Origin of the sequence: Frigoribacterium sp. PhB160 (genome assembly GCF_003751785.1) — a bacterium.
Lineage (GTDB): Bacteria > Actinomycetota > Actinomycetes > Actinomycetales > Microbacteriaceae > Frigoribacterium.
In genome coordinates, this window is record NZ_RKIE01000002.1 from 691,729 (window position 1) to 710,575 (window position 18,847).

Genomic DNA, 18,847 nt, shown 5'->3' on the forward strand with positions numbered 1-18,847 from the left:
CGCCGGGGGGTCTCCGCGTGTCCGCGGGGTGCAGGCGCGCCTCCCCCCGCGGCCTCGCCGTCAGGGCCGCGCGGCCAGGAGGGCGCGCGTGTACTCGTGCGCCGGTCGCCCGAACACCTCGGTCGTCACGCCCTCCTCGACGACGCGGCCGTGCTGCATGACCGCGACCCGGTCCGACATGTGCCCGACCACGTCGAGGTCGTGCGAGATGAGCAGGTACGCGAGGCCGTCCTCCCGCTGCAGGTCGTCGAGCAGGTCGAGCACCTGGGCCTGCACCGAGACGTCGAGCGCCGACACCGGCTCGTCGCACACGATCACGCGCGGCCCGGGGGCGAGCGCGCGCGCCACCGCCACCCGCTGCCGCTGCCCGCCCGAGAGCGACGCCGGACTGCGCTCGGCCGTGCCGGGCTCGAGCCCCACGCGCGCGAGCAGCCTCGCGACCTCGCCCTCCACCGACCGGAGGCGCGTGGTGCGCCCCGCGGTGACCGCGTCGGCCAGCAGGCGGCCGACCGGCCACCGCGGGTCGAACGAGCTCGCCGGGTCCTGGTACACCGCCCCGAGCTGCGGACGTCGAGCCCGCCGCGCCCGCTCGGCCAGCGGAGCCCAGGGCTCGCCGAGCAGCGAGACCGTGCCCGCGTCCGGCTCGTCGAGGCCCAGCAGGAGGCGCGCGGTCGTCGTCTTGCCGCTCCCGGAGGCGCCCACGAGGCCGAGCGTCTCGCCCTCGCGCAGCTCGAGCGAGACCTCGTCGACGGCGACCCGCGGCGACCCGCCGCGCGTCGGGAAGACGCGCCGCAGCCCGTGCGCCGCGAGCACGACCGGCCGGTCGGTCGGCGCCGCCGACGCGGCTGCCGCGGCCGGCGCGGCCGGCGCGGCAGCTGCCGGCTCTCCCCGCGTCGAACCGAGTTCCGAGCGATGAACCGCGAAGCTTCGCGGTTCATCGCTCGGAACGCGGTTCATGGTGGGGGAGGGAGTGGAAGCGGGAGCGGGAGCAGGAGCAACGGCGCCGGCACCCGCGCCGGCGCCGGGAGCGAGACGCGCGCCGCGCGCCACGTCGCGCGGCAACGCCGCGAGCAGGCGTCGCGTGTAGTCGTGCTGCGGCGCGCCGAGCACCGCGCCGGTCGGCCCCTGCTCGACCACGACGCCGTCGCGCATGACGACGACCCGGTCGGCCAGCCGGCGCACGACGCCGAGGTCGTGGCTGATCGCCAGCACCGCCGTCCCGCCGTCACGGAGGGCCGCGAGCCGGTCGACGACGACGCGCTGCACCTCCGCGTCGAGGGCGGTCGTGGGCTCGTCGGCCACGATGAGGCCGGGCCGCAGCGCGAGCGCCGCCGCGATGAGCGCGCGCTGGCGGAGTCCGCCCGACAGCTCTCCCGAGCGGAGGCCGAGCCGCGCCTCCGCGTCGGGCATGCCGACCTCGACGAGGGCCTCGATCGCGCGCTCGCGGCGCTGTCGCGGCGTGAGGCGGGTGTGCAGGCGGAGGGCGTCGTCGATCTCGCGGCCGATCGGGCGGAGGGGGTCGAGGGAGACGAGGGCGTCCTGCAGCACGAGGCCCACCTGCGGGCCGCGCACCCGCCGCCAGGCCGCCTCGCGGAGCTCGAGCAGGTCGGTGCCGCCGAGCACGAGCCGGTCGGCCGCGACGCGACCGCCGCTGAGGCCGAGCAGCGACCGGGCCGTGACGCTCTTGCCCGACCCCGACTCGCCGACGAGCGCCACGCACTCGCCGGCCGCGACCGTGAACGAGACGCCCGAGACGACCTCGCCCTGGCCGAACGACACGCGCAGGCCCTCGACCTCGAGCAGCGGGGCGCCGAGCGGCGAGCCGGCGAGCCGCGAGCCAGCGAGCGGGGCGGCGCTCACGACACGCTCCGACCACGGCGGGCGGCCCCGCGCCCGAGCACCGTGGCCGCGGCGGCCGTGACGACGACGGCGATCCCCGGGAAGACGGTCATCCACCACGCGACCTGCACGTAGGTGCGCCCGGCCGCGAGCATCGCGCCCCACTCCGGCGCGGGCGGCGGCGACCCGAGCCCGAGGTAGCTCAGCGACGACGCCCAGACGACGGCCTGGCCGAGCCCGAGCGTGACGAGCACGACGACCGGGGCGAGAGCGTTGGGCAGAACGTGTCGCGTCAGGACGGAGCCAGGGCGCCGACCCAGCACGACGGCGGCCTCGACCATGGCCGAGCGGCGCACGCGGCGCACCTGGCTGCGGACGATGCGCGCGTACCCGGGGGCCGTCGCCAGCCCGACGGCGATCGTGGCCGGCACGGCTCCCGGCCCGGTGAAGGCGATGACGACGAGCGCGAGCAGCAGCCCGGGCAGCGCGAAGAGCACCTCGAGCAGGCGGCTGACCCCGGCGTCGGCGAGCCGTCCGGGCAGGGCGCCCCCGCCGAAGCCGGCCGCGAGCCCCAGCAGCACGCCGAGGCCCGTGCCGATCACGGTCGCGAGGGCGCCGATCGCGAGGGAGGCCCCGGCGCCGTGGACGACCCGGGTCCAGATGCCGCGCCCCGACTCGTCGGTGCCGAAGGGGTGGGCGAGCGACGGCGCCGCGAAGGCGTCCCGGGGCGACACCGCGAGCGGGTCGGCGGGGGCGAGCAGGCCGGGCGCGACGGCGGCGACCACGATCAGCAGCAGAACCGCCGCCGCGACGAGCTCGACGACGCGGACGCGGCCCCGGCGGGAGGCGCGGGGCAGCGTGGGCAGGCTCGTCACGTCGCGCGCTCCCTCGGGTCGACGGCCCGCTCGGCGAGGTCGCCGAGCGCGACGACGACGACGTACGCCAGGGCCGAGACCAGGGCGACCCCGGTCACGAGCGGGATGTCGCGGAGGGTGACGGCGCCGAGCAGGGTCCGGCCGAGGCCCGGGCGGGCGAAGACCGACTCGACGACGACCGCCCCGCTCAGCAGGGAGCCGAACGCCCAGCCCGACAGCGCGAGGCCGGGCAGCGCCGCGTGCCGCAGCAGGTGCCGCCGGAAGAGCCCCGAGCGCGACTCGCCCCGGGCGCGGGCCGAGACGGCGAACGGCGCGGCGGCGGCGTCGAGCAGCGAGTCGCGGGTCACCTGCCCGAGGAACCCCGCGACGGGCACGGCGAGCGTGACGACGGGCATGACGAGCCCGGCCGGCGTGCCCGTGCTGACCGGCGGCAGCAGCCCGAGCTGGGTGCTGAGCAGGAGCACGAGCACGCTCGCCAGCCAGAAGTGCGGAACGGCCGACGCGACGATCTCGAGCGTCGACGAGACCGCCGCCGCGACGCGGCCCCCGAGCGTCGCCCACCACGCCGTGCCGAGGGCGATGGCCCACGCGACGACGAGCGAGGCGACGGCGAGCAGCAGGGTGCCGGGCAGCTGGTCGAGCAGCAGTCCGGCCACCCCGGTGCGGAGCGAGTACGAGGTGCCGAGGTCGCCGGTGGCCAGCCGACCGAGCTGCGCGAGGTACTGCACGAGCAGGGGCTGGTCGAGCCCGTACTGCTCGCGGACCAGCGCGATCGCCTCGTCGGACGCCTGCGAGCCGGGCCCGCCCAGGATCGCCTCGGCAGGGTCGCCCGGCACGAGGCGGATGGCGAAGAAGATCAGGGTCGCCACGGCCCAGAGGACGACCAGCCCGCCCACCAGCCGACCCGTCGTCCACCGGAGCGCCGCGGTCAGGCGGGCGCGCCTCCGGGTGGCGGTCGGCGTCGCCCGGTCAGTCGGTGCGGGAGGCGTCATAGAGCGTGACGGCCGACACCGGCGGCAGGGCGCGGACGCCGGTCACCGACGAGCGGACGAGGTAGTGGTTCTGCTGGTCGTAGAGCGGCAGCACCGTGTAGCTGTCGAGGACGACCTGCTGCGCCTGCTGGTAGAGGTCGGCCCGCTCGTCGGGATCGGTCGTCTCGGTGGCCCGCTGCAGCAGGTCGTCGAGCGCCGGGTCGGAGAGCTGCGCGTGGTTGGCGAAGTACCCGCTCGGCGCGGGAGTGATGCCCGACGAGTCGAACAGGATGCGCAGCACGTCGGGTCCGACCTTCGTGTACGGGGCGCTGACCAGGTCGTAGTCGTCCGACGCGAGGGCGCCGTACCAGCTCGACAGGTCGAGCGGCTGCAGCACGACCTCGAACCCGAGGGTCTTCGCGCCCGCCTGGATCTGCTCGAAGAGCGACTGCTCGGCGGGGATCGACTGGTTCGTGCTGACCGGGAAGGTCAGGGAGAGGCGCGTGCCGTCCTTCGTGCGGTAGCCGTCGGAGTCGCGCTGCGACCAGCCGGCCTCGTCGAGCAGGTCGCCCGCCGCGTCGGCGTCGACCTCGAAGAGCGACGGGTCGCCGTACGCCAGCGGCTCGACGCTCGACAGCGGCGAGTACGAGCGCTCGGCCGTCCCGAAGAAGAGCGAGTCGACGGCGTCGTCGACGTCGATGCCCCGGATGAACGCCTCGCGCACCCGCTCGTCGTCGAAGGGCGCCTTGCCCGAGTTGAGCTCGAGCCGGTTGGAGGCACCGGGTCGCGGCGCGTCGATCTCCGTCAGCTGGTCGTCGGACGCGGCCGCGACGAGGGTGTCGGGCTGCGCGTTGTCGATGACGTCGACCTGGCCGGCCTGGAGGGCGGCGTAGCGCGCCGCGGAGTCGGGGATGAAGCGCCAGACGACCGACTCGAGGTGCGCCGGGCCGTCGTGTCCGGCGTCGGCGGGCGGCGAGACGTAGTCGTCGTTGCGGGTGAAGGTGATCTGCTGCTGCTTGGTCCACTCGTCGACGACGAAGGGGCCCGTGCCGACGGGCGACTCGCAGTTCTCCTCCTGCGAGCGGCCGAGCGCCTCGGGCGACTCCATCGCGAGCCAGGGCTGGCTGAGCGACTCGAGCAGGGCGCTGTCGGGGGCGCTGAGGTCGAAGCGGGCGGTGTGCTCGTCGACGGCCTCGACGCCCGTGACCTTCGCCAGGGCGAGGTAGCCGGTCGACGACAGCGTCGTGGGGTCCTGCACGTGGGCGACGTTCGCCGCGACGGCCTCGGCGTCGAAGGGCGTGCCGTCGGTGAACGAGACGTCGTCGCGCAGCGTGAAGGTCCAGCTGAGCCCGTCGTCGGCGACCTGCCACTCGGTCGCGAGCCACGGGATGATCGCGCCGTCGGAGTCGGTCGAGACGAGCGACTCGGCGTACTGCGTCGCGACGAGCGCCTGCGGGTAGTTGCCGCCGACGTGCGGGTCGAGGCAGGTCGGCTCGGCGTCGCCCGTCGCGTAGGTGAGCGTGCCGCCCTCGACGGGCGTCGCGTCGGCGTCGGGGGCGCCGCCGCTCGTGCAGGCGGTGAGCGCGAGCACGGCCGCGGCGGCGAGCGCCGCGGTCGACAGGGCACGGGAGGGCAGGAGGCGCGGCGACATGGGGCTCCGGAGGCGGGGGCGGTGAGGTGGTCGGGGAGGGCTGACGATCGCTCGGTCTCTTTCTGTACCGAGTCCAACAAGCCCGTCAGGGAGTCTAGCGCCATGATGGTCGTCGTGACCCCGACCGACGACGACGCCGCGACGCCCCGGGCCGCCGCCCGCGGCGGGCGCCCGCGGCGCTCCTCCGGCGACGTGCTCGCCGACGCCGCCGCCGAGCTCTTCCTCGAGAACGGCTACGCGCGCACGACGGTCGACCAGATCGCGCAGCGGGCGGGCGTCAGCCGGGCCACCTTCTTCAACTACGTCGACGCGAAGGCCGACCTGTTCTGGCTCGACCTCGACGCGGCGCTGGCGGGCCTGGGCGACCGGCTGCGCGCCTCCTCGGGGCTGTCGCCCGTGAGGGCGGTCGAGGCGGCGCTCGTCGGCGTCGGCCGCGACCACGACCGCGACCGGGTGCCGTGGGCGCTCACGCAGTCGGAGGCGATGCGCCTCGGCGACGACCTCGTCGCGTCGGCGGCGGTGCGCTTCGTCCGGCTGCAGGCGACGGTGGCGGCGTACCTCGCCGAGCGGACGGGCGGCCGGGCCGACGACCTCGGTCCCTCGGCCGCCGCCGCGGTGCTGCTGGCGGCCGCGGGGGCGGCGGTCACGGCCTGGGCCCGCGCCGGGGTCTCGCGGGGAGATCTCGGCGACGTGGTGGCGGTCGCCCTGGAGCCCGTGGCCGACGGGCTCGACCGCTGACGCGTCGTGCGGGCTAGCGGCTGGGGACCGTCGGCGTCGGCGCCGTCGGGGGAGTGACGCCGGGGGCGAGCACGTCGACGGCGTCGGGCGTCTCGGCCGCCTTCGGGAAGACCCACTTGTTCATCGCCCAGTAGCGGAAGACCATGGCGATGAGGGTGCCGATGATCGGCCCGCTGACGAAGTCGGCGACCTCCATCGTGGTGCGGCTGACGTTCGGCACCTCGAGGCCGAAGCCGTAGCGCGAGAGGTAGAGGGGCGCCGAGTTGAGGCCGACGCCGATCGCGCTGACGACGACGAAGAGCAGCATCTCGTGCGCCGTGTGGCGCTCGCCGCGGTCGTCGAAGGACCACTTCTTGTTCATCCAGTACGAGACGACGGTGGCGACGATGATGCCGATCGCCAGGGCCGTGACCGGGTGCTGGGGGATCACGAAGAGCTTCAGCCCGTAGTTGATCACCATGGTGATGACGAAGCCGATGCCGCCGACGACCAGGAACCGCAGGGCGGAGGGATTGGCCTTGGCCAGTCGGATCAGAGCGTGCACTGCCCCACGGTACCTCGGCCCCCTATGAGCCAGCCGCACCGGGGCACGCCGCACTCGGTGTCCGGCCATCGCCCGTCGTCGGCAGGGCTCGCCCGGCTGCGGCGTCGGGGGCGGTCAGCGACGCAGGGGGAGGCTCGGCTCGTCCGGCGTCGAGAGCGTGAGCACCGCCTCCTCGACGGCGTCGTGCTCCTCGAGCTCGCGCTCGACGCGGCGGAGGGCGACGGCGACGTGCTCCTCGCGCTCGTCGCCCCGCATGTCGACCGCCGCGACCAGGTAGAGGCGCCCCGGGCCGACGAACTCGGTGTGGAGGTACGTGACGCGGTCGATCTCGGGGCGCGAGAGCAGGCGGTCGAGCACCGTCGCCTCGAGCTCGTCGCTGGGGCTCTCGCCCACGAGGAAGCGCCGGTTGCGGTCGACGAGGACGAGGGCGACGACGCCGAGCAGCACGCCGACGAGGATCGAGCCGACCGCGTCGAACACCGCCGAGCCGGTCAGCTGGTGCAGCAGGATGCCGAGGAAGGCGATGACGAGGCCGACGAGGGCGGCGGCGTCCTCGGCGAAGACGGCCCGCAGGGTCGAGTTCGAGCTGCGCAGCACGAAGCGGAGGGTCGGCAGCTGCCGGTCCTTCGCGGTGCCCCGCGCCTGGCGGAAGGCCTGGGTGAAGGAGACGCCCTCGAGCACGGAGGCGACGGCGAGCACGACGTAGTTGACGAGGTAGTCCTCGGCCTCCTCGGCGGCGCCGAGCTGGGAGATGCCGTGCTGGATCGACACGACGGCCCCGACCGTGAAGAGGCCGAAGGCGGCGAACATCGACCAGACGTAGGTCTCCTTGCCGTAGCCGAGCGGGTGGTCGACGTCCCTCTTCTTGACCCCGCGCTTGTCGGCGACGAAGAGGAAGACCTCGTTGCCGGTGTCGGCCCAGGAGTGGGCGGACTCGGCGACCATCGAGGCCGAGCCGGTCAGGAAGGCGGCGACCGTCTTGGCCACGGCCACGAGCAGGTTCGCGAGGAAGGCGATGACGACGGTCAGCGAGCTCTCGGGCTTCGGGCCCGACGCCTCCGGAGGGGTCGACGGCGTGCCCGAGGGCTGCGGGGGGCGGCCGGCGGAGGCCGGGGGGTGCGTGGTCATGACGTCGATCCTGCACTGCCTGCACCGATCGCGCCGCGCCTCCTCGACGCGTAGGATGGGGGCCTGCGTCGATCCGGCCATCACCGGGGAGCTCTCGGAAGAACGCGGCGTGCCCCTCGGGGCTCGTCGTCAGTAGAACCGAGCGGGTCAGGCCCGTCACAGCCGCAGCAGAGTGGTCGCCCCCGCGCGGGGCGGCAAGCGGGGTGGTACCGCGTCCGGTCGAGGAGCTCGCCGGGTCGTCCTCGTGGCCGACCGCATCACCCTGGAGACACCATGGCCCGCCCGCCGGTTCCCGCCTCGCCCCGCTTCCCCGACGTCGAGAAGGCCGTCCTCGCCTTCTGGGAGAGCGACGACACCTTCCAGGAGTCGATCCGCGCCCGCGAGGGACGCGACGAGTGGGTCTTCTACGACGGGCCGCCCTTCGCCAACGGCCTGCCGCACTACGGGCACCTGCTGACCGGCTACGCGAAGGACGCCTTCCCGCGGTACCAGACCATGCGCGGCAAGCAGGTGCACCGCCGCTTCGGCTGGGACACGCACGGCCTGCCCGCCGAGCTCGAGGCGATGCGCCAGCTCGGCATCACCGAGAAGGGCCAGATCGACGAGATGGGCGTCGGCGCGTTCAACGCGGCCGCCCGCGCGTCGGTGCTGCAGTACACCGACGAGTGGCAGGCCTACGTCACCCGCCAGGCCCGCTGGGTCGACTTCGAGGACGACTACAAGACGCTCGACGCGACCTTCATGGAGAGCGTCCTCTGGGCGTTCGCGCAGCTGCACGAGAAGTCGCTCGCCTACGAGGGCTTCCGCGTGCTGCCGTACTGCTGGCACGACCAGACCCCGCTCTCGAACCACGAGCTGCGCATGGACGACGACGTCTACAAGATGCGTCAGGACCAGACCGTCACCGTCGCCTTCCCGCTCGTCGGCGCGAAGGCCGAGGCGCTCGGGCTCACCGGCGTCGAGGCGCTCGCCTGGACGACGACCCCGTGGACCCTGCCGACGAACATGGCGCTCGCCGTGGGTCCCGAGATCTCGTACGTCACGGTGCCGCACGCGCTGCTGCCCGGCGAGCGCACCGGAGACCAGCAGCTGCTCACCGGCAGCGTCTTCCTGCTCGCGGCCGACACGCTCGCCGCGTACTCGCGCGACCTCGGCTACGACTCTCCCGAGGCGGCGGCCGAGGCCGTCACCGCGACCTTCACGGGCGCCGAGCTCGGCGGGGTCGAGTACGACCGCATCTGGGACGTCTACGCCGACACCGAGACCTGGGGCACCGAGAACGCGTGGCGCATCCTGGTCGCCGACTACGTCGCCACGGGCGAGGGCACGGGCATCGTGCACCAGGCGCCCGCCTACGGCGAGGACGACCAGCTGGTCTGCGCCGCGGCCGGCATCCCGGTCATCGTCTCCGTCGACGACAACGGCCGATTCCTGCCGATGTTCGACGAGCTCGGCGTCGCCGGCCTCCAGGTCTTCGAGGCCAACAAGACGCTCGTGCAGCGCCTGCGCGCCGACGGGCGCCTCGTGCGCCTCGCGAGCTACGAGCACAGCTACCCGCACTGCTGGCGCTGCCGCAACCCGCTGATCTACAAGGCCGTCTCGAGCTGGTTCGTGCGCGTCACCGAGATCCGCGACCGCATGGGCGAGCTCAACCAGGAGATCACCTGGGTGCCCGACAACGTCAAGGACGGCCAGTTCGGCAAGTGGGTGGCCGGCGCGCGCGACTGGTCGATCTCGCGGAACCGCTACTGGGGCTCGCCGATCCCCGTGTGGCGGAGCGACGACCCCGCGTACCCGCGCACCGACGTGTACGGCTCGCTCGCCGAGATGGAGGCCGACTTCGGCCGCCTGCCGGTGAACGAGCAGGGCGAGCCCGACCTGCACCGCCCCTACATCGACGAGCTGACGCGCCCGAACCCCGACGACCCGACCGGGCAGAGCACCATGCGCCGCATCGAGGACGTCTTCGACGTCTGGTTCGACAGCGGGTCGATGCCGTTCGCGCAGGTGCACTACCCGTTCGAGAACCAGGACTGGTTCGAGACGCACGCCCCCGCCGACTTCATCGTCGAGTACATCGGGCAGACGCGCGGCTGGTTCTACGTCATGCACGTGCTCTCGACGGCCCTGTTCGACCGCCCGGCCTTCTCGAACGTCATCAGCCACGGCATCGTGCTCGGCTCCGACGGGCAGAAGATGTCGAAGAGCCTCCGCAACTACCCCGACGTCAGCGAGGTCTTCGACCGCGACGGCGCCGACGCCATGCGGTGGTTCCTCCTGTCGAGCTCGGTGATCCGCGGCGGCAACCTCGTCGTGACCGAGGAGGGCATCCGCGAGGGCGTCCGGCAGTTCCTCCTGCCGCTCTGGAGCACCTACTACTTCTTCTCGCTCTACGCCGACGCCGGGCGCGAGCCGCAGTGGCGCACCGACTCGACCGACGTGCTCGACCGCTACCTGCTCGCGCGCACGCGCCGCCTCGTGGAGGAGGTGCAGGGCCACCTCGACGCCCTCGACTCCCCGCTGGCCGCCGCCGCGCTCCGCGACTTCGCCGACGTGCTGACGAACTGGTACGTGCGCCGGTCGCGCGACCGGTTCTGGGCGGGCGACGACCACGACGCCTCCGACACGCTCTTCACCGTGCTCGAGACCGTCACCCGGGTCGCGGCGCCCCTCGCGCCGCTCGTCTCGGAGGAGGTCTGGAAGGGCCTCACCGGCGGTCGCAGCGTCCACCTGACCGACTGGCCCGACGCCTCCGCCTTCCCCGCGGACGAAGCGCTCGTCGACGCGATGGACGCCGTGCGCTCGATCGCGTCGGCCGGCCTCGCGCTCCGCAAGTCGACCGGGCTGCGGGTGCGCCTGCCGCTCGCGCGGCTCACCGTCGTCGTCCCCGAGACCACCGGGCTCGACTCGTTCCGCGAGATCCTCCGCGACGAGCTCAACGTCAAGGACGTCGCACTCGTTCCGCTCTCGGAGGAGGCGCTCGGCACGTTCGGCGTGACCCGTCGCCTCCGCGTCGACGCCCGGGCCGCGGGGCCCCGCATCGGCAAGCAGGTCCAGCAGGTCATCCCGGCCGCCAAGAAGGGCGACTGGCAGCCCGCCGGCGACAACGTCGTCGTCGGGGGAGTCGAGCTGCTGCCGGGCGAGTTCACGCTCGAGCTGGCCGTGGCCGACCCCACGGCCGCGATCGGCTTCGTCGGCGACGGCGGCTTCGTGCTGCTCGACACGGCGACCACGCCCGAGCTCGAGGCCGAGGGGCTGGCCCGCGACGTCGTGCGTGCCGTGCAGCAGGCCCGCAAGGAGGCCGGCCTCGACGTGGGCGACCGCGTCGTGACGACCCTCACCACCGACCGCGCCGCGGCCGAGGCCGTCGAGGCCCACCGCGACCTCATCACCGGCGAGACCCTGACCACCGAGCTGCGCGTCGAGCTCCGCGAGGAGGCCGTCGCTCCCGACACGGCCGTCGCGGTCGGCGCCGGCTCCGCCCTGACCGTGGAGGTGCGGCGAGCATGAGCCCGAAGAAGAAGAACCCCGACGCCGGGCCCGAGGGCGGCGAGTTCGCCGAGGGCGCCCGTCGCGTCTACGACGAGCTGCTCGCCCGCGTCGGCGAGCAGGCCCCGCAGCCCCGTCTCGGCGCCACCCGCCGGGCCGCCGAGCTGCTCGGCGACCCGCAGCGCGCCTACCCCGTGATCCACGTCACGGGCACGAACGGCAAGACCTCGACGAGCCGCATGATCGAGAGCGTGCTCCGCGCGTACGGCCTGCGCACCGGCCTCATGACGAGCCCGCACCTGGTGAGGCTCAACGAGCGCATCGTCGTCGACGGCGAGCCGATCAGCGACGAGCTCCTCGTCGCCAACTGGGACGACATCCAGCCCTACCTGACGATGGTCGACACCGAGCTCGAGACGGCCGGCGAGCAGCCGCTGACGTTCTTCGAGGCGCTCACGGTGCTCGCCTTCGCGTGCTTCGCCGACGCCCCGGCCGACGTCGTCGTGCTCGAGGTCGGCATGGGCGGCGAGTGGGACAGCACGAACGTCGCCGACGGCCAGGTCGCGGTCTTCACGCCGATCGCGCTCGACCACATGGCCCGCCTCGGCTCGACGGTGCAGGAGATCGCCCGCACGAAGTCGGGCATCGTCAAGCCCGCGGCGAGCGTCGTCAGCGCCTCGCAGACCGAGGAGGCGCTGGCCGAGCTCCGGAGGGCCGCCGACCTCACCGAGTCGTCGCTCGCGGTGGAGGGCACGGCGTTCGGCGTCGAGTCGACGGTGCTCGCCGTCGGCGGTCAGCTCGTCACGATCCGCGGCCTCGCCGGACGCTACGACGACCTCCTCCTGCCCTTCTTCGGCGACCACCAGGCGCAGAACGCCGCCGTCGCGGTGGCCGCCGTGGAGTCGTTCCTCGGGAGCGGCTCGCAGGCCCTCGACCACGAGGTGCTCGCCGAGGGGCTGGCCGCGGCCACCTCGCCCGGCCGCCTGCAGATCGTCGCGAACGAGCCGACCATCCTCGTCGACGCCGCCCACAACCCCCACGGCGCCCGCGCCCTGGCGAAGGCGATCGACGACTACTTCCAGTTCGGCCGGGTCGTCGCCGTCATCGCCGTGCTCGGCGACAAGGACGCGGCCGGGATCGTGCGCGCCCTGTCGGGAACGGTGCAGCAGTTCGTCGTCACGAGCAGCGCCTCCGACCGGGCGGTCGACGCCGACGAGCTGGCGGCGATCGCGGTCGGCGTCGTGGGCGCCGACCGGGTCGTCGTCGAGACCGACCTCACGGCCGCCCTCCGGACGGCCCGCGACCTGGCCGAGGAGTCCGAGGGCGACGAGCCCGGGGGCGTCGTCGTCACGGGGTCGATCACCCTGGTCGGCGACGTGCTGGCCCTGGCGCAGGCGCCCGGGGGGCTCTCGTGACCGACACCGCGCCTCCGGACGGTCCGCCTGCCGGCGACGGTCCCGGCGCTCCCGGTGCGCGCGGCGGCCGGGGGAGGCGCCCCGCGCGCCGACGCGGGGCGGCCGAGAGCCTGCTGTCGATCGTGCTCGTGCTCGAGGCGATGTCGCTCTTCTTCGTCATGCTCGTCGTCAACGGCCGCGGGATCCTGCCGACCGGCGTCGCCTTCGGCGGGGGCATCGCGGCCATCGTGCTGATCATGCTCGTGTCGCGGACGCTCCGCTGGCGCTGGGGCATCGCCCTCGGCTGGGTGGTGCAGGCCGGGCTCGTGGCCTGCGGCCTGCTCGACCCGGTCATGTGGGTCGTCGCGGCGCTCTTCGTCGCGATCTGGACCTACTGCCTCGTCAAGGGCACCCAGCTCGACCGCCTCAACGCCGCCCGGTACGGTGAGGCGTCGGACCGGGCCTGAGCGCCGACCGCGCCGCCCACCGGCGGCGGGCCGCGACGCCCGGCGTCGCCCGACCGATCACCGTCCCACCACCTGAAGGAGCACCCGTGACCGACCTGCAAGAGACCCTCGTCCTCGTCAAGCCCGACGGCGTCGCCCGTGGCCTCACCGGCGAGATCCTGCGCCGCATCGAGGCCAAGGGCTACGAGCTCGTCGACGTGCGCATGCTGCAGGCCGACCGCGACCTGCTCTCGCAGCACTACGAGGAGCACGTCGGCAAGCCGTTCTACGAGCCCCTCGTCGAGTTCATGGAGAGCGGCCCGACCGTCGCCCTCCGCGTCGCCGGCAACGCCGTGATCGCGGGCTTCCGCTCGCTGGCCGGCACCACCGACCCGACCACGGCCGCGCCCGGCACGATCCGCGGCGACCTCGGCCGCGACTGGGGCCTCGCCGTGCAGCAGAACCTCGTGCACGGCAGCGACAGCCCCGAGAGCGCCGCGCGCGAGCTGGCCCTCTGGTTCTGAGACGGGCGCTGCCTGACGGGAGCTCCCTGACGGGCGCTGCCTGACGCCCCCCGCCTGACGGCCGGAGCACGACGACGCGACGGTGTCCGCCGAGCTGGCGGACACCGTCCCGTCGTCGTCCGGTGCGGAGGGCGCGCTACGGGGTCGCCGACGGGCTCGGGGTCGACTCCGGGGCCTCGCCGGTGCTCGTGTCGCCGGTCGCCTGGCCGCCGGCCACCTCCGCGACGAACTGGGCGAAGACCGAGGCGTCCGTGAGGGAGCCCTGGTACTGCTGCCCGTTGACCAGCACGGTCGGGGTGCCGGTGACCTTCTCGAGGTCGGAGTTCGGCAGCGGGTCGTTGAGGGCCCGCTCGGTCGCGGACGCCACCCAGTCGTCGAAGTCGCCCCCGGTGATGCATCCGGCCACCTGGTCGTCGGTCACGCCCGCGCCCTCGACGAGGGTCACGAGCTGCTCGTCGGTCAGGCCCCGCGTGTTCTCCTCCGGCTGCTGGGCGAAGAGCGCCGTGTTCACGTCGAGGGCGACGTCGGGCTGGTAGTTCGCCACGCAGGCCAGCGCGTTGGCCGACCGGGTCGAGTACTTCGACCCCTGCGACGCGCTGTCGAGGAAGCCCAGCGGGTGGATCTCGAGGTCGACGAGCCCCTGGCTGGTCCACGTGGCCAGCTGCTCGGCGTTGGTCGTGTCGAAGTCGCCGCAGTACGGGCACATGTAGTCGAGGTAGACGACGATGCTCGGCTTCTCGGCCGTGCCCGCCGCCGACGCCGTCGGGGTGCCGTCGGCCGGCACCGCGTCGGTCGTCGTCGCCGACACGCTCGTGCCGTCGCCCGAGAGCACGATGCCGTCGCTGGCCATGTTGAGGGGCCCCGGCCCGGCCGGGGCGATCGAGCGGGTGACGACGAGCACCACGATCGCGGCGATCGCGAGCACGCCCACGACGAGCCCGCCCTGCAGGGCCCACCTGTTCCGACGGCGACGCCGGGCCTCGGCCTCACGGGTGGCCCGGGCCTTCTCGCGGGCGGCCTCGCGGCGCTCGCGCTTGGTGTCTCCGGTGCCGGCAGGTGGCGTCATGGGTCCTCGCTGTGCTCGTGACGGTCGTGGGGGCGCGTCGCCCGGCGACCACCATCGTGCCCTCGGCCAAGAGCCACCTGAGTGCCGTTCAGCCGAGCAGCAGCGGCAGCAGGAGCGGGAACTTGACGAGGACGACCGTGGCCACCACGACGTAGTTCAGCACGGGCAGGACCCACGAGTACGGGAGGAACCGCGCGGCGAGGCGCTGCACGCGTCCGCGGCGCACCGTGACGCCCCGGGCGAGGCCCCACGTCGTGAAGATCCAGAACAGGGGGATCGTCACCGACCACACGAGCATGCACCAGGGGCAGAGGCTGCCGATGACGAAGACCGTCTGGACGAAGAGCCACGTGATGAAGACCCAGGCCAGCAGCACGCCGACGGTGAGCCCCACCCAGAACCACCGGGCGAAGCGGGCCCCGGCGAGCAGCCCGACGGCGACGGCGACGACCACCGAGAAGCCGATCAGGCCGAGGATCGGGTTGGGGAAGCCGAAGAGGGACGCCTGCCAGCTGTTGATGACGTTCGTGCAGCCCACGAACGGGTTGACGTCGCAGCCGAGGGCCTGCGTGGGGTTCCCCAGGAGGCGGAACTTGTCGAGCGTGAGCTCGAACGCGCCGACGAGGCCGCCGACCCCGGCGACGATCATCAACACGGCCGCGACGACCGGAGCACGGCCCGTGGGGAGGGTGGTCTGGGGTGCGCTGGCGTCCGTCACACGGGTCATTCTCGCACCGGGCGGATCGTGCTCCGTCGACAGGCGTGCGATGATGGGGACAGTCGCGGGGCGAAGGCCCCGAGATCATGACTTTCCGGGCCGTGCCGGCCCGCTGCGGGACCCGCGGGTGCCCGCCCCACCAGGGCGGCGCCGTACGGGGCACCGCGCGGGCGCGACAGAATCCGGGCCAGAGCGCAGGCGCTCATCGTCGGATGGCCAGTTCCGGAGCAAGAGCAAGAACCGCACGTCGGCTGACGACACGGCGGTGACGAGGGCCAGCACACCGGCCCCGCGCACCTCGTGACCGAACGCCACGTGACCCACATGCGCGTCGTGAGAGGGCGCGGCGGTCCGGGGACAGGTGCACCGCGCCGCCCGGCCGCGACACGAGACCACCTGCCGACGGCGAGAGCCGAGGCGGGGCGAGGAGCACACCAGCAGTGGTTGACGACACCGACAACGACGGCCAGCCGAAGAAGAGGAGGGGACTGTTCGGAGGACGACGGGCTCGCCAGGCGAGCACCGCCCCCGCGGGCGCCGCGCCGAGCAGCGCACCGCCCACCGACCGGACCGCCCGACCCATCGACGCCCAGGAGGCACAGCACGTGACCCACGAGAACGAGGTCGCGGGCGACGCCCCGACCGTCCCCAGCACCCCGACCGCACCCGAGACCCCCGCGACGCCCGACGCGTCGGCGCCCGACGCCGGGACGGGCCTCGCGCCCGCCGTCGTCGACACCGCCGTCGTCGAGGCCGACATCGCGGACGCCGAGCCGGCCGCCGCGCCGACCGTCGAGGCCGAGCCCGAGGCCGAGGGCGGGTCGCCCATCCCCGCCCGGCTGACGACGACGAGCCTGATCTTCCACGCGCCCGTCATCACCCCCCTCCCGGCCCGTCCCGGCCGACGCCGCCAGGACGACGACCACGACGACTACCGCGACGACTACCGCGACGAGCGCGACGACCGCGACGACGACGACCGCGACGACGACGACCAGCCCTCGCGCGGCACCTCGCGCCGCCGTTCCCGCGGCCGGTCGCAAGACCGCGAGGAGCGCGACTCCGAGCCCCGTCAGCAGGGCGGCGACCGCGCGCCCCGCGAGCGTCCCCAGCGCCAGGTCGAGCTCATCACCGAGCCGCAGCGCATCAAGGGCTCGACGCGCCTCGAGGCGAAGAAGCAGCGCCGCCGCGACGGCCGCGACGCCGGCCGTCGCCGCACGGTCATCACCGAGGCCGAGTTCCTCGCCCGCCGCGAGAGCGTCGACCGCAAGATGGTCGTCCGCTCGTCGGGCGACCGCATCGAGATCGGCGTCATGGAGGACGGCACCCTCGCCGAGCACTACGTCGCCAAGGCGCAGAACGTCTCCCTGATCGGCAACGTCTACCTCGGCCGCGTGCAGAACGTGCTGCCGAGCATGGAGGCCGCCTTCGTCGACATCGGACGCGGCCGCAACGCCGTGCTCTACTCCGGCGAGGTCGACTGGGACTCGCTGTCGAACGGCAACCAGCCCCGCCGCATCGAGCTGGCGCTCAAGCCCGGCGACCGCGTGCTCGTCCAGGTCACGAAAGACCCGGTGGGCCACAAGGGCGCCCGCCTCACCAGCCAGGTCTCGCTGCCCGGCCGCTACCTCGTCTACGTGCCCAACGGCTCGATGAACGGCATCAGCCGCAAGCTGCCCGACACCGAGCGCGCGCGCCTCAAGAAGATCCTGAAGGAGGCGCTGCCCGAGAACGCGGGAGTCATCGTCCGCACCGCGGCGGAGGGCGCCACGGAGGAGCAGCTCACCCTCGACATCAAGCGCCTCACGAACCAGTGGGCGGACATCGCCAAGAAGGTCGAGGTCGGCAACGCGCCTGCCCAGCTGCACTCCGAGCCCGACCTGCTCATCAAGATCGTCCGCGACGTCTTCAACGAGGACTTCCACGAGATGGTCATCGACGGCGACGACGCCCACGAGACGCTGCAGTCGTACCTCTCGGCCGTGGCCCCCGACCTGCTCGACCGCGTCAAGCGCTACGAGGGCGACCGCGACGCGTTCGACGAGTACCGCCTGAACGAGCAGATCGAGAAGGCGCTCGACCGCAAGGTCTGGCTGCCCTCGGGCGGCTCGCTCGTCATCGACCGCACCGAGGCCATGACCGTCGTCGACGTCAACACCGGCAAGTTCGTCGGCTCGGGCGGCAACCTCGAGGAGACGGTCACCAAGAACAACCTCGAGGCGGCGGAGGAGATCGTCCGTCAGCTGCGCCTGCGCGACATCGGCGGCATCATCGTCGTCGACTTCATCGACATGGTGCTCGAGTCGAACCGCGACCTCGTGCTGCGCCGCCTCGTCGAGTGCCTGAGCCGCGACCGGACCAAGCACCAGGTCGCCGAGGTCACCTCGCTCGGCCTCGTGCAGATGACCCGCAAGAAGCTCGGGCTCGGCCTCGCCGAGTCGTTCGCCGAGGCCGGCAGCGCGGCCCGCGTGCAGGAGCAGCAGCCCCGCAAGGGCGGCCAGCAGGAGCAGCGCCGTCGCGGCGGCGCCCAGGCCGGCCCGAAGTCGGGCGGCTCCGCGCCGCAGGGCCCGGGCCGGGCCGGCTCGTCCGCCCCGACCAGCCCGGCGCACCCGACGACCGGCACCCACGCCATCACGGAGGACGTGAAGAACGCCCTCTCGCGCATCGCGGCGTCGACCATCGCCCATGCGGAGGACGGCGAGCGCCCCGGCGACAGCGCGGCCGAGGCCGCGGCTGCCGTCGAGGCGGCCATCGACGCCGCGGCGGCGCAGGCCACGGGCACGGAGTCGTCGAGCTCGTCGTCGACCGGCTCGTCGAGCGACGCCGGCCAGGACGAGCAGCAGGGCGAGGGACGCCGCGGCCGCGGGCGCAAGAGCCGCCGGGCCTCGCGCTCCGGCCGTGAGGCGGACCAGCAGGCCGGTGACCAGCAGGCGGGCGACCAGCAGGCGGGCGACCAGCAGACGGGCGACCGGCCCGCGGCGGGCCAGCCCTCGCACGACGGACCGACGAGCGACCGTGACCGTGACCGGGCGGACGACCGGTCAGGCGTGGCCGCGGCGTCCGCCACGGTCGAGCCCGTCGTCGTGCCGACCGCGACGGAGGAGGCCCCCGCAGCCCCCGCCGCGTCGACGCCCAAGGCCGAGCGCAGCACCGAGTCGCGTCGTTCGTCGGCGGTCGTCTCGACGCCGGACGCGTCGGTGGCGATCCTCGACATCCCCGTCGCGGCGACCCGTCGCGAGCCCCGCAAGCTGAGCAGCGAGGACGCCGAGCAGCTGCTCGACTCCGTGCTCGGCGCGCTCCCCGAGCCCAAGCAGCCGGGCCAGGGGCGTGGCCGCTCGCGTCGCGCCTCCAGCGCGGGCACCGCGCCCGCCGCGCCCACGACGCCGGCCTCCGGCGACGCGGGCTCCGGCGACTCGGGTCCGTTCATCCTCGGCGTGGGGGTCAGCTCCGACGAACTGTGACTC

14 protein-coding genes are annotated in these 18,847 nt (G+C 73.9%); 6 read left to right on the forward strand and 8 right to left on the reverse strand.

Translation table 11 applies throughout. The features are described 5' to 3' along the window. Positions 1 to 60: 60 nt before the first annotated feature. The 4 genes from EDF38_RS12250 to EDF38_RS12265 are packed head-to-tail and all read right to left on the reverse strand — an operon-like array spanning position 61 to position 5,336. Positions 61 to 1,860, reverse strand: coding sequence for an ABC transporter ATP-binding protein (locus EDF38_RS12250; RefSeq protein WP_199734712.1), 1,800 nt, complete (start codon positions 1,858 to 1,860; stop codon positions 61 to 63). Further along, the gene (locus EDF38_RS12255; RefSeq protein ID WP_233572453.1) at positions 1,857 to 2,705 is read right to left on the reverse strand and encodes an ABC transporter permease; all 849 of its coding nucleotides are present in this window, start codon (positions 2,703 to 2,705) and stop codon (positions 1,857 to 1,859) included. The genes EDF38_RS12250 and EDF38_RS12255 overlap by 4 nt, the downstream gene beginning before the upstream one ends. A gap of 5 nt (positions 2,706 to 2,710) precedes the next feature. Further along, positions 2,711 to 3,706, reverse strand: a complete 996-nt coding sequence (locus tag EDF38_RS12260) for an ABC transporter permease (protein WP_123355649.1) — start codon at positions 3,704 to 3,706, stop codon at positions 2,711 to 2,713. Beyond that, on the reverse strand, positions 3,684 to 5,336 hold the full coding sequence (locus tag EDF38_RS12265) for an ABC transporter substrate-binding protein (RefSeq protein WP_123355650.1): 1,653 nt from the start codon (positions 5,334 to 5,336) through the stop codon (positions 3,684 to 3,686). Before EDF38_RS12265 ends, EDF38_RS12260 begins: the two co-directional genes overlap by 23 nt. A gap of 102 nt (positions 5,337 to 5,438) precedes the next feature. Between EDF38_RS12265 and EDF38_RS12270 the strand changes: the two genes are divergently transcribed. Next, positions 5,439 to 6,074, forward strand: coding sequence for a TetR/AcrR family transcriptional regulator (locus tag EDF38_RS12270; protein WP_233572421.1), 636 nt, complete (start codon positions 5,439 to 5,441; stop codon positions 6,072 to 6,074). Positions 6,075 to 6,087: 13 nt separating this feature from the next. Here EDF38_RS12270 and EDF38_RS12275 read toward each other — a convergent pair whose 3' ends face one another. Then, positions 6,088 to 6,618, reverse strand: coding sequence for a GtrA family protein (locus EDF38_RS12275; RefSeq protein WP_199734713.1), 531 nt, complete (start codon positions 6,616 to 6,618; stop codon positions 6,088 to 6,090). 114 nt (positions 6,619 to 6,732) lie between these two features. Further along, positions 6,733 to 7,746, reverse strand: a complete 1,014-nt coding sequence (locus EDF38_RS12280) for a cation diffusion facilitator family transporter (protein WP_123355652.1) — start codon at positions 7,744 to 7,746, stop codon at positions 6,733 to 6,735. A gap of 273 nt (positions 7,747 to 8,019) precedes the next feature. Here EDF38_RS12280 and ileS point away from each other — a divergent pair, with 273 nt between their 5' ends. From ileS to ndk, 4 genes are all read left to right on the forward strand, one after another. After that, on the forward strand, positions 8,020 to 11,256 hold the full coding sequence (gene ileS, locus EDF38_RS12285; protein WP_123355653.1) for an isoleucine--tRNA ligase: 3,237 nt from the start codon (positions 8,020 to 8,022) through the stop codon (positions 11,254 to 11,256). Continuing rightward, complete coding sequence (locus EDF38_RS12290) at positions 11,253 to 12,650, forward strand: folylpolyglutamate synthase/dihydrofolate synthase family protein (RefSeq protein ID WP_123355654.1); 1,398 nt, start codon at positions 11,253 to 11,255, stop codon at positions 12,648 to 12,650. The genes ileS and EDF38_RS12290 overlap by 4 nt, the downstream gene beginning before the upstream one ends. Further along, the gene (locus EDF38_RS12295) at positions 12,647 to 13,096 is read left to right on the forward strand and encodes a DUF4233 domain-containing protein (RefSeq protein WP_123355655.1); all 450 of its coding nucleotides are present in this window, start codon (positions 12,647 to 12,649) and stop codon (positions 13,094 to 13,096) included. The genes EDF38_RS12290 and EDF38_RS12295 overlap by 4 nt, the downstream gene beginning before the upstream one ends. An 86-nt stretch (positions 13,097 to 13,182) precedes the next feature. After that, entirely contained in the window at positions 13,183 to 13,599 is a 417-nt protein-coding gene (ndk, locus tag EDF38_RS12300; protein ID WP_123355656.1) for a nucleoside-diphosphate kinase, read from the forward strand. A gap of 136 nt (positions 13,600 to 13,735) precedes the next feature. Here the strand turns inward: ndk and EDF38_RS12305 are convergent, their stop codons facing one another. Both EDF38_RS12305 and EDF38_RS12310 read right to left on the reverse strand, forming a co-directional pair. Beyond that, positions 13,736 to 14,665, reverse strand: coding sequence for a thioredoxin domain-containing protein (locus EDF38_RS12305; protein WP_123355657.1), 930 nt, complete (start codon positions 14,663 to 14,665; stop codon positions 13,736 to 13,738). Between the two features lie 88 nt (positions 14,666 to 14,753). Then, positions 14,754 to 15,383: a vitamin K epoxide reductase family protein gene (locus EDF38_RS12310; protein WP_233572422.1), complete on the reverse strand. Its 630-nt coding sequence runs from the start codon at positions 15,381 to 15,383 to the stop codon at positions 14,754 to 14,756. Between the two features lie 605 nt (positions 15,384 to 15,988). Here EDF38_RS12310 and EDF38_RS12315 point away from each other — a divergent pair. Next, positions 15,989 to 18,844 carry an Rne/Rng family ribonuclease gene (locus tag EDF38_RS12315; protein WP_370275635.1) on the forward strand — a complete coding sequence of 952 codons (2,856 nt, stop codon included), beginning with the start codon at positions 15,989 to 15,991 and terminating at the stop codon, positions 18,842 to 18,844. The last annotated feature ends 3 nt before the right edge of the window (positions 18,845 to 18,847 follow it).

Bases quoted from the DNA above. Each gene is read 5' to 3' on its own strand.
- EDF38_RS12280 (WP_123355652.1), bottom strand. From the start codon at position 7,746: ATGACCACGCACCCCCCGGCCTCCGCCGGCCGCCCCCCGCAGCCCTCG.
- ileS (WP_123355653.1), top strand. From the start codon at position 8,020: ATGGCCCGCCCGCCGGTTCCCGCCTCGCCCCGCTTCCCCGACGTCGAG.
- EDF38_RS12290 (WP_123355654.1), top strand. From the start codon at position 11,253: ATGAGCCCGAAGAAGAAGAACCCCGACGCCGGGCCCGAGGGCGGCGAG.
- EDF38_RS12260 (WP_123355649.1), bottom strand. From the start codon at position 3,706: ATGACGCCTCCCGCACCGACTGACCGGGCGACGCCGACCGCCACCCGG.
- EDF38_RS12265 (WP_123355650.1), bottom strand. From the start codon at position 5,336: ATGTCGCCGCGCCTCCTGCCCTCCCGTGCCCTGTCGACCGCGGCGCTC.
- EDF38_RS12305 (WP_123355657.1), bottom strand. From the start codon at position 14,665: ATGACGCCACCTGCCGGCACCGGAGACACCAAGCGCGAGCGCCGCGAG.
- EDF38_RS12270 (WP_233572421.1), top strand. From the start codon at position 5,439: ATGATGGTCGTCGTGACCCCGACCGACGACGACGCCGCGACGCCCCGG.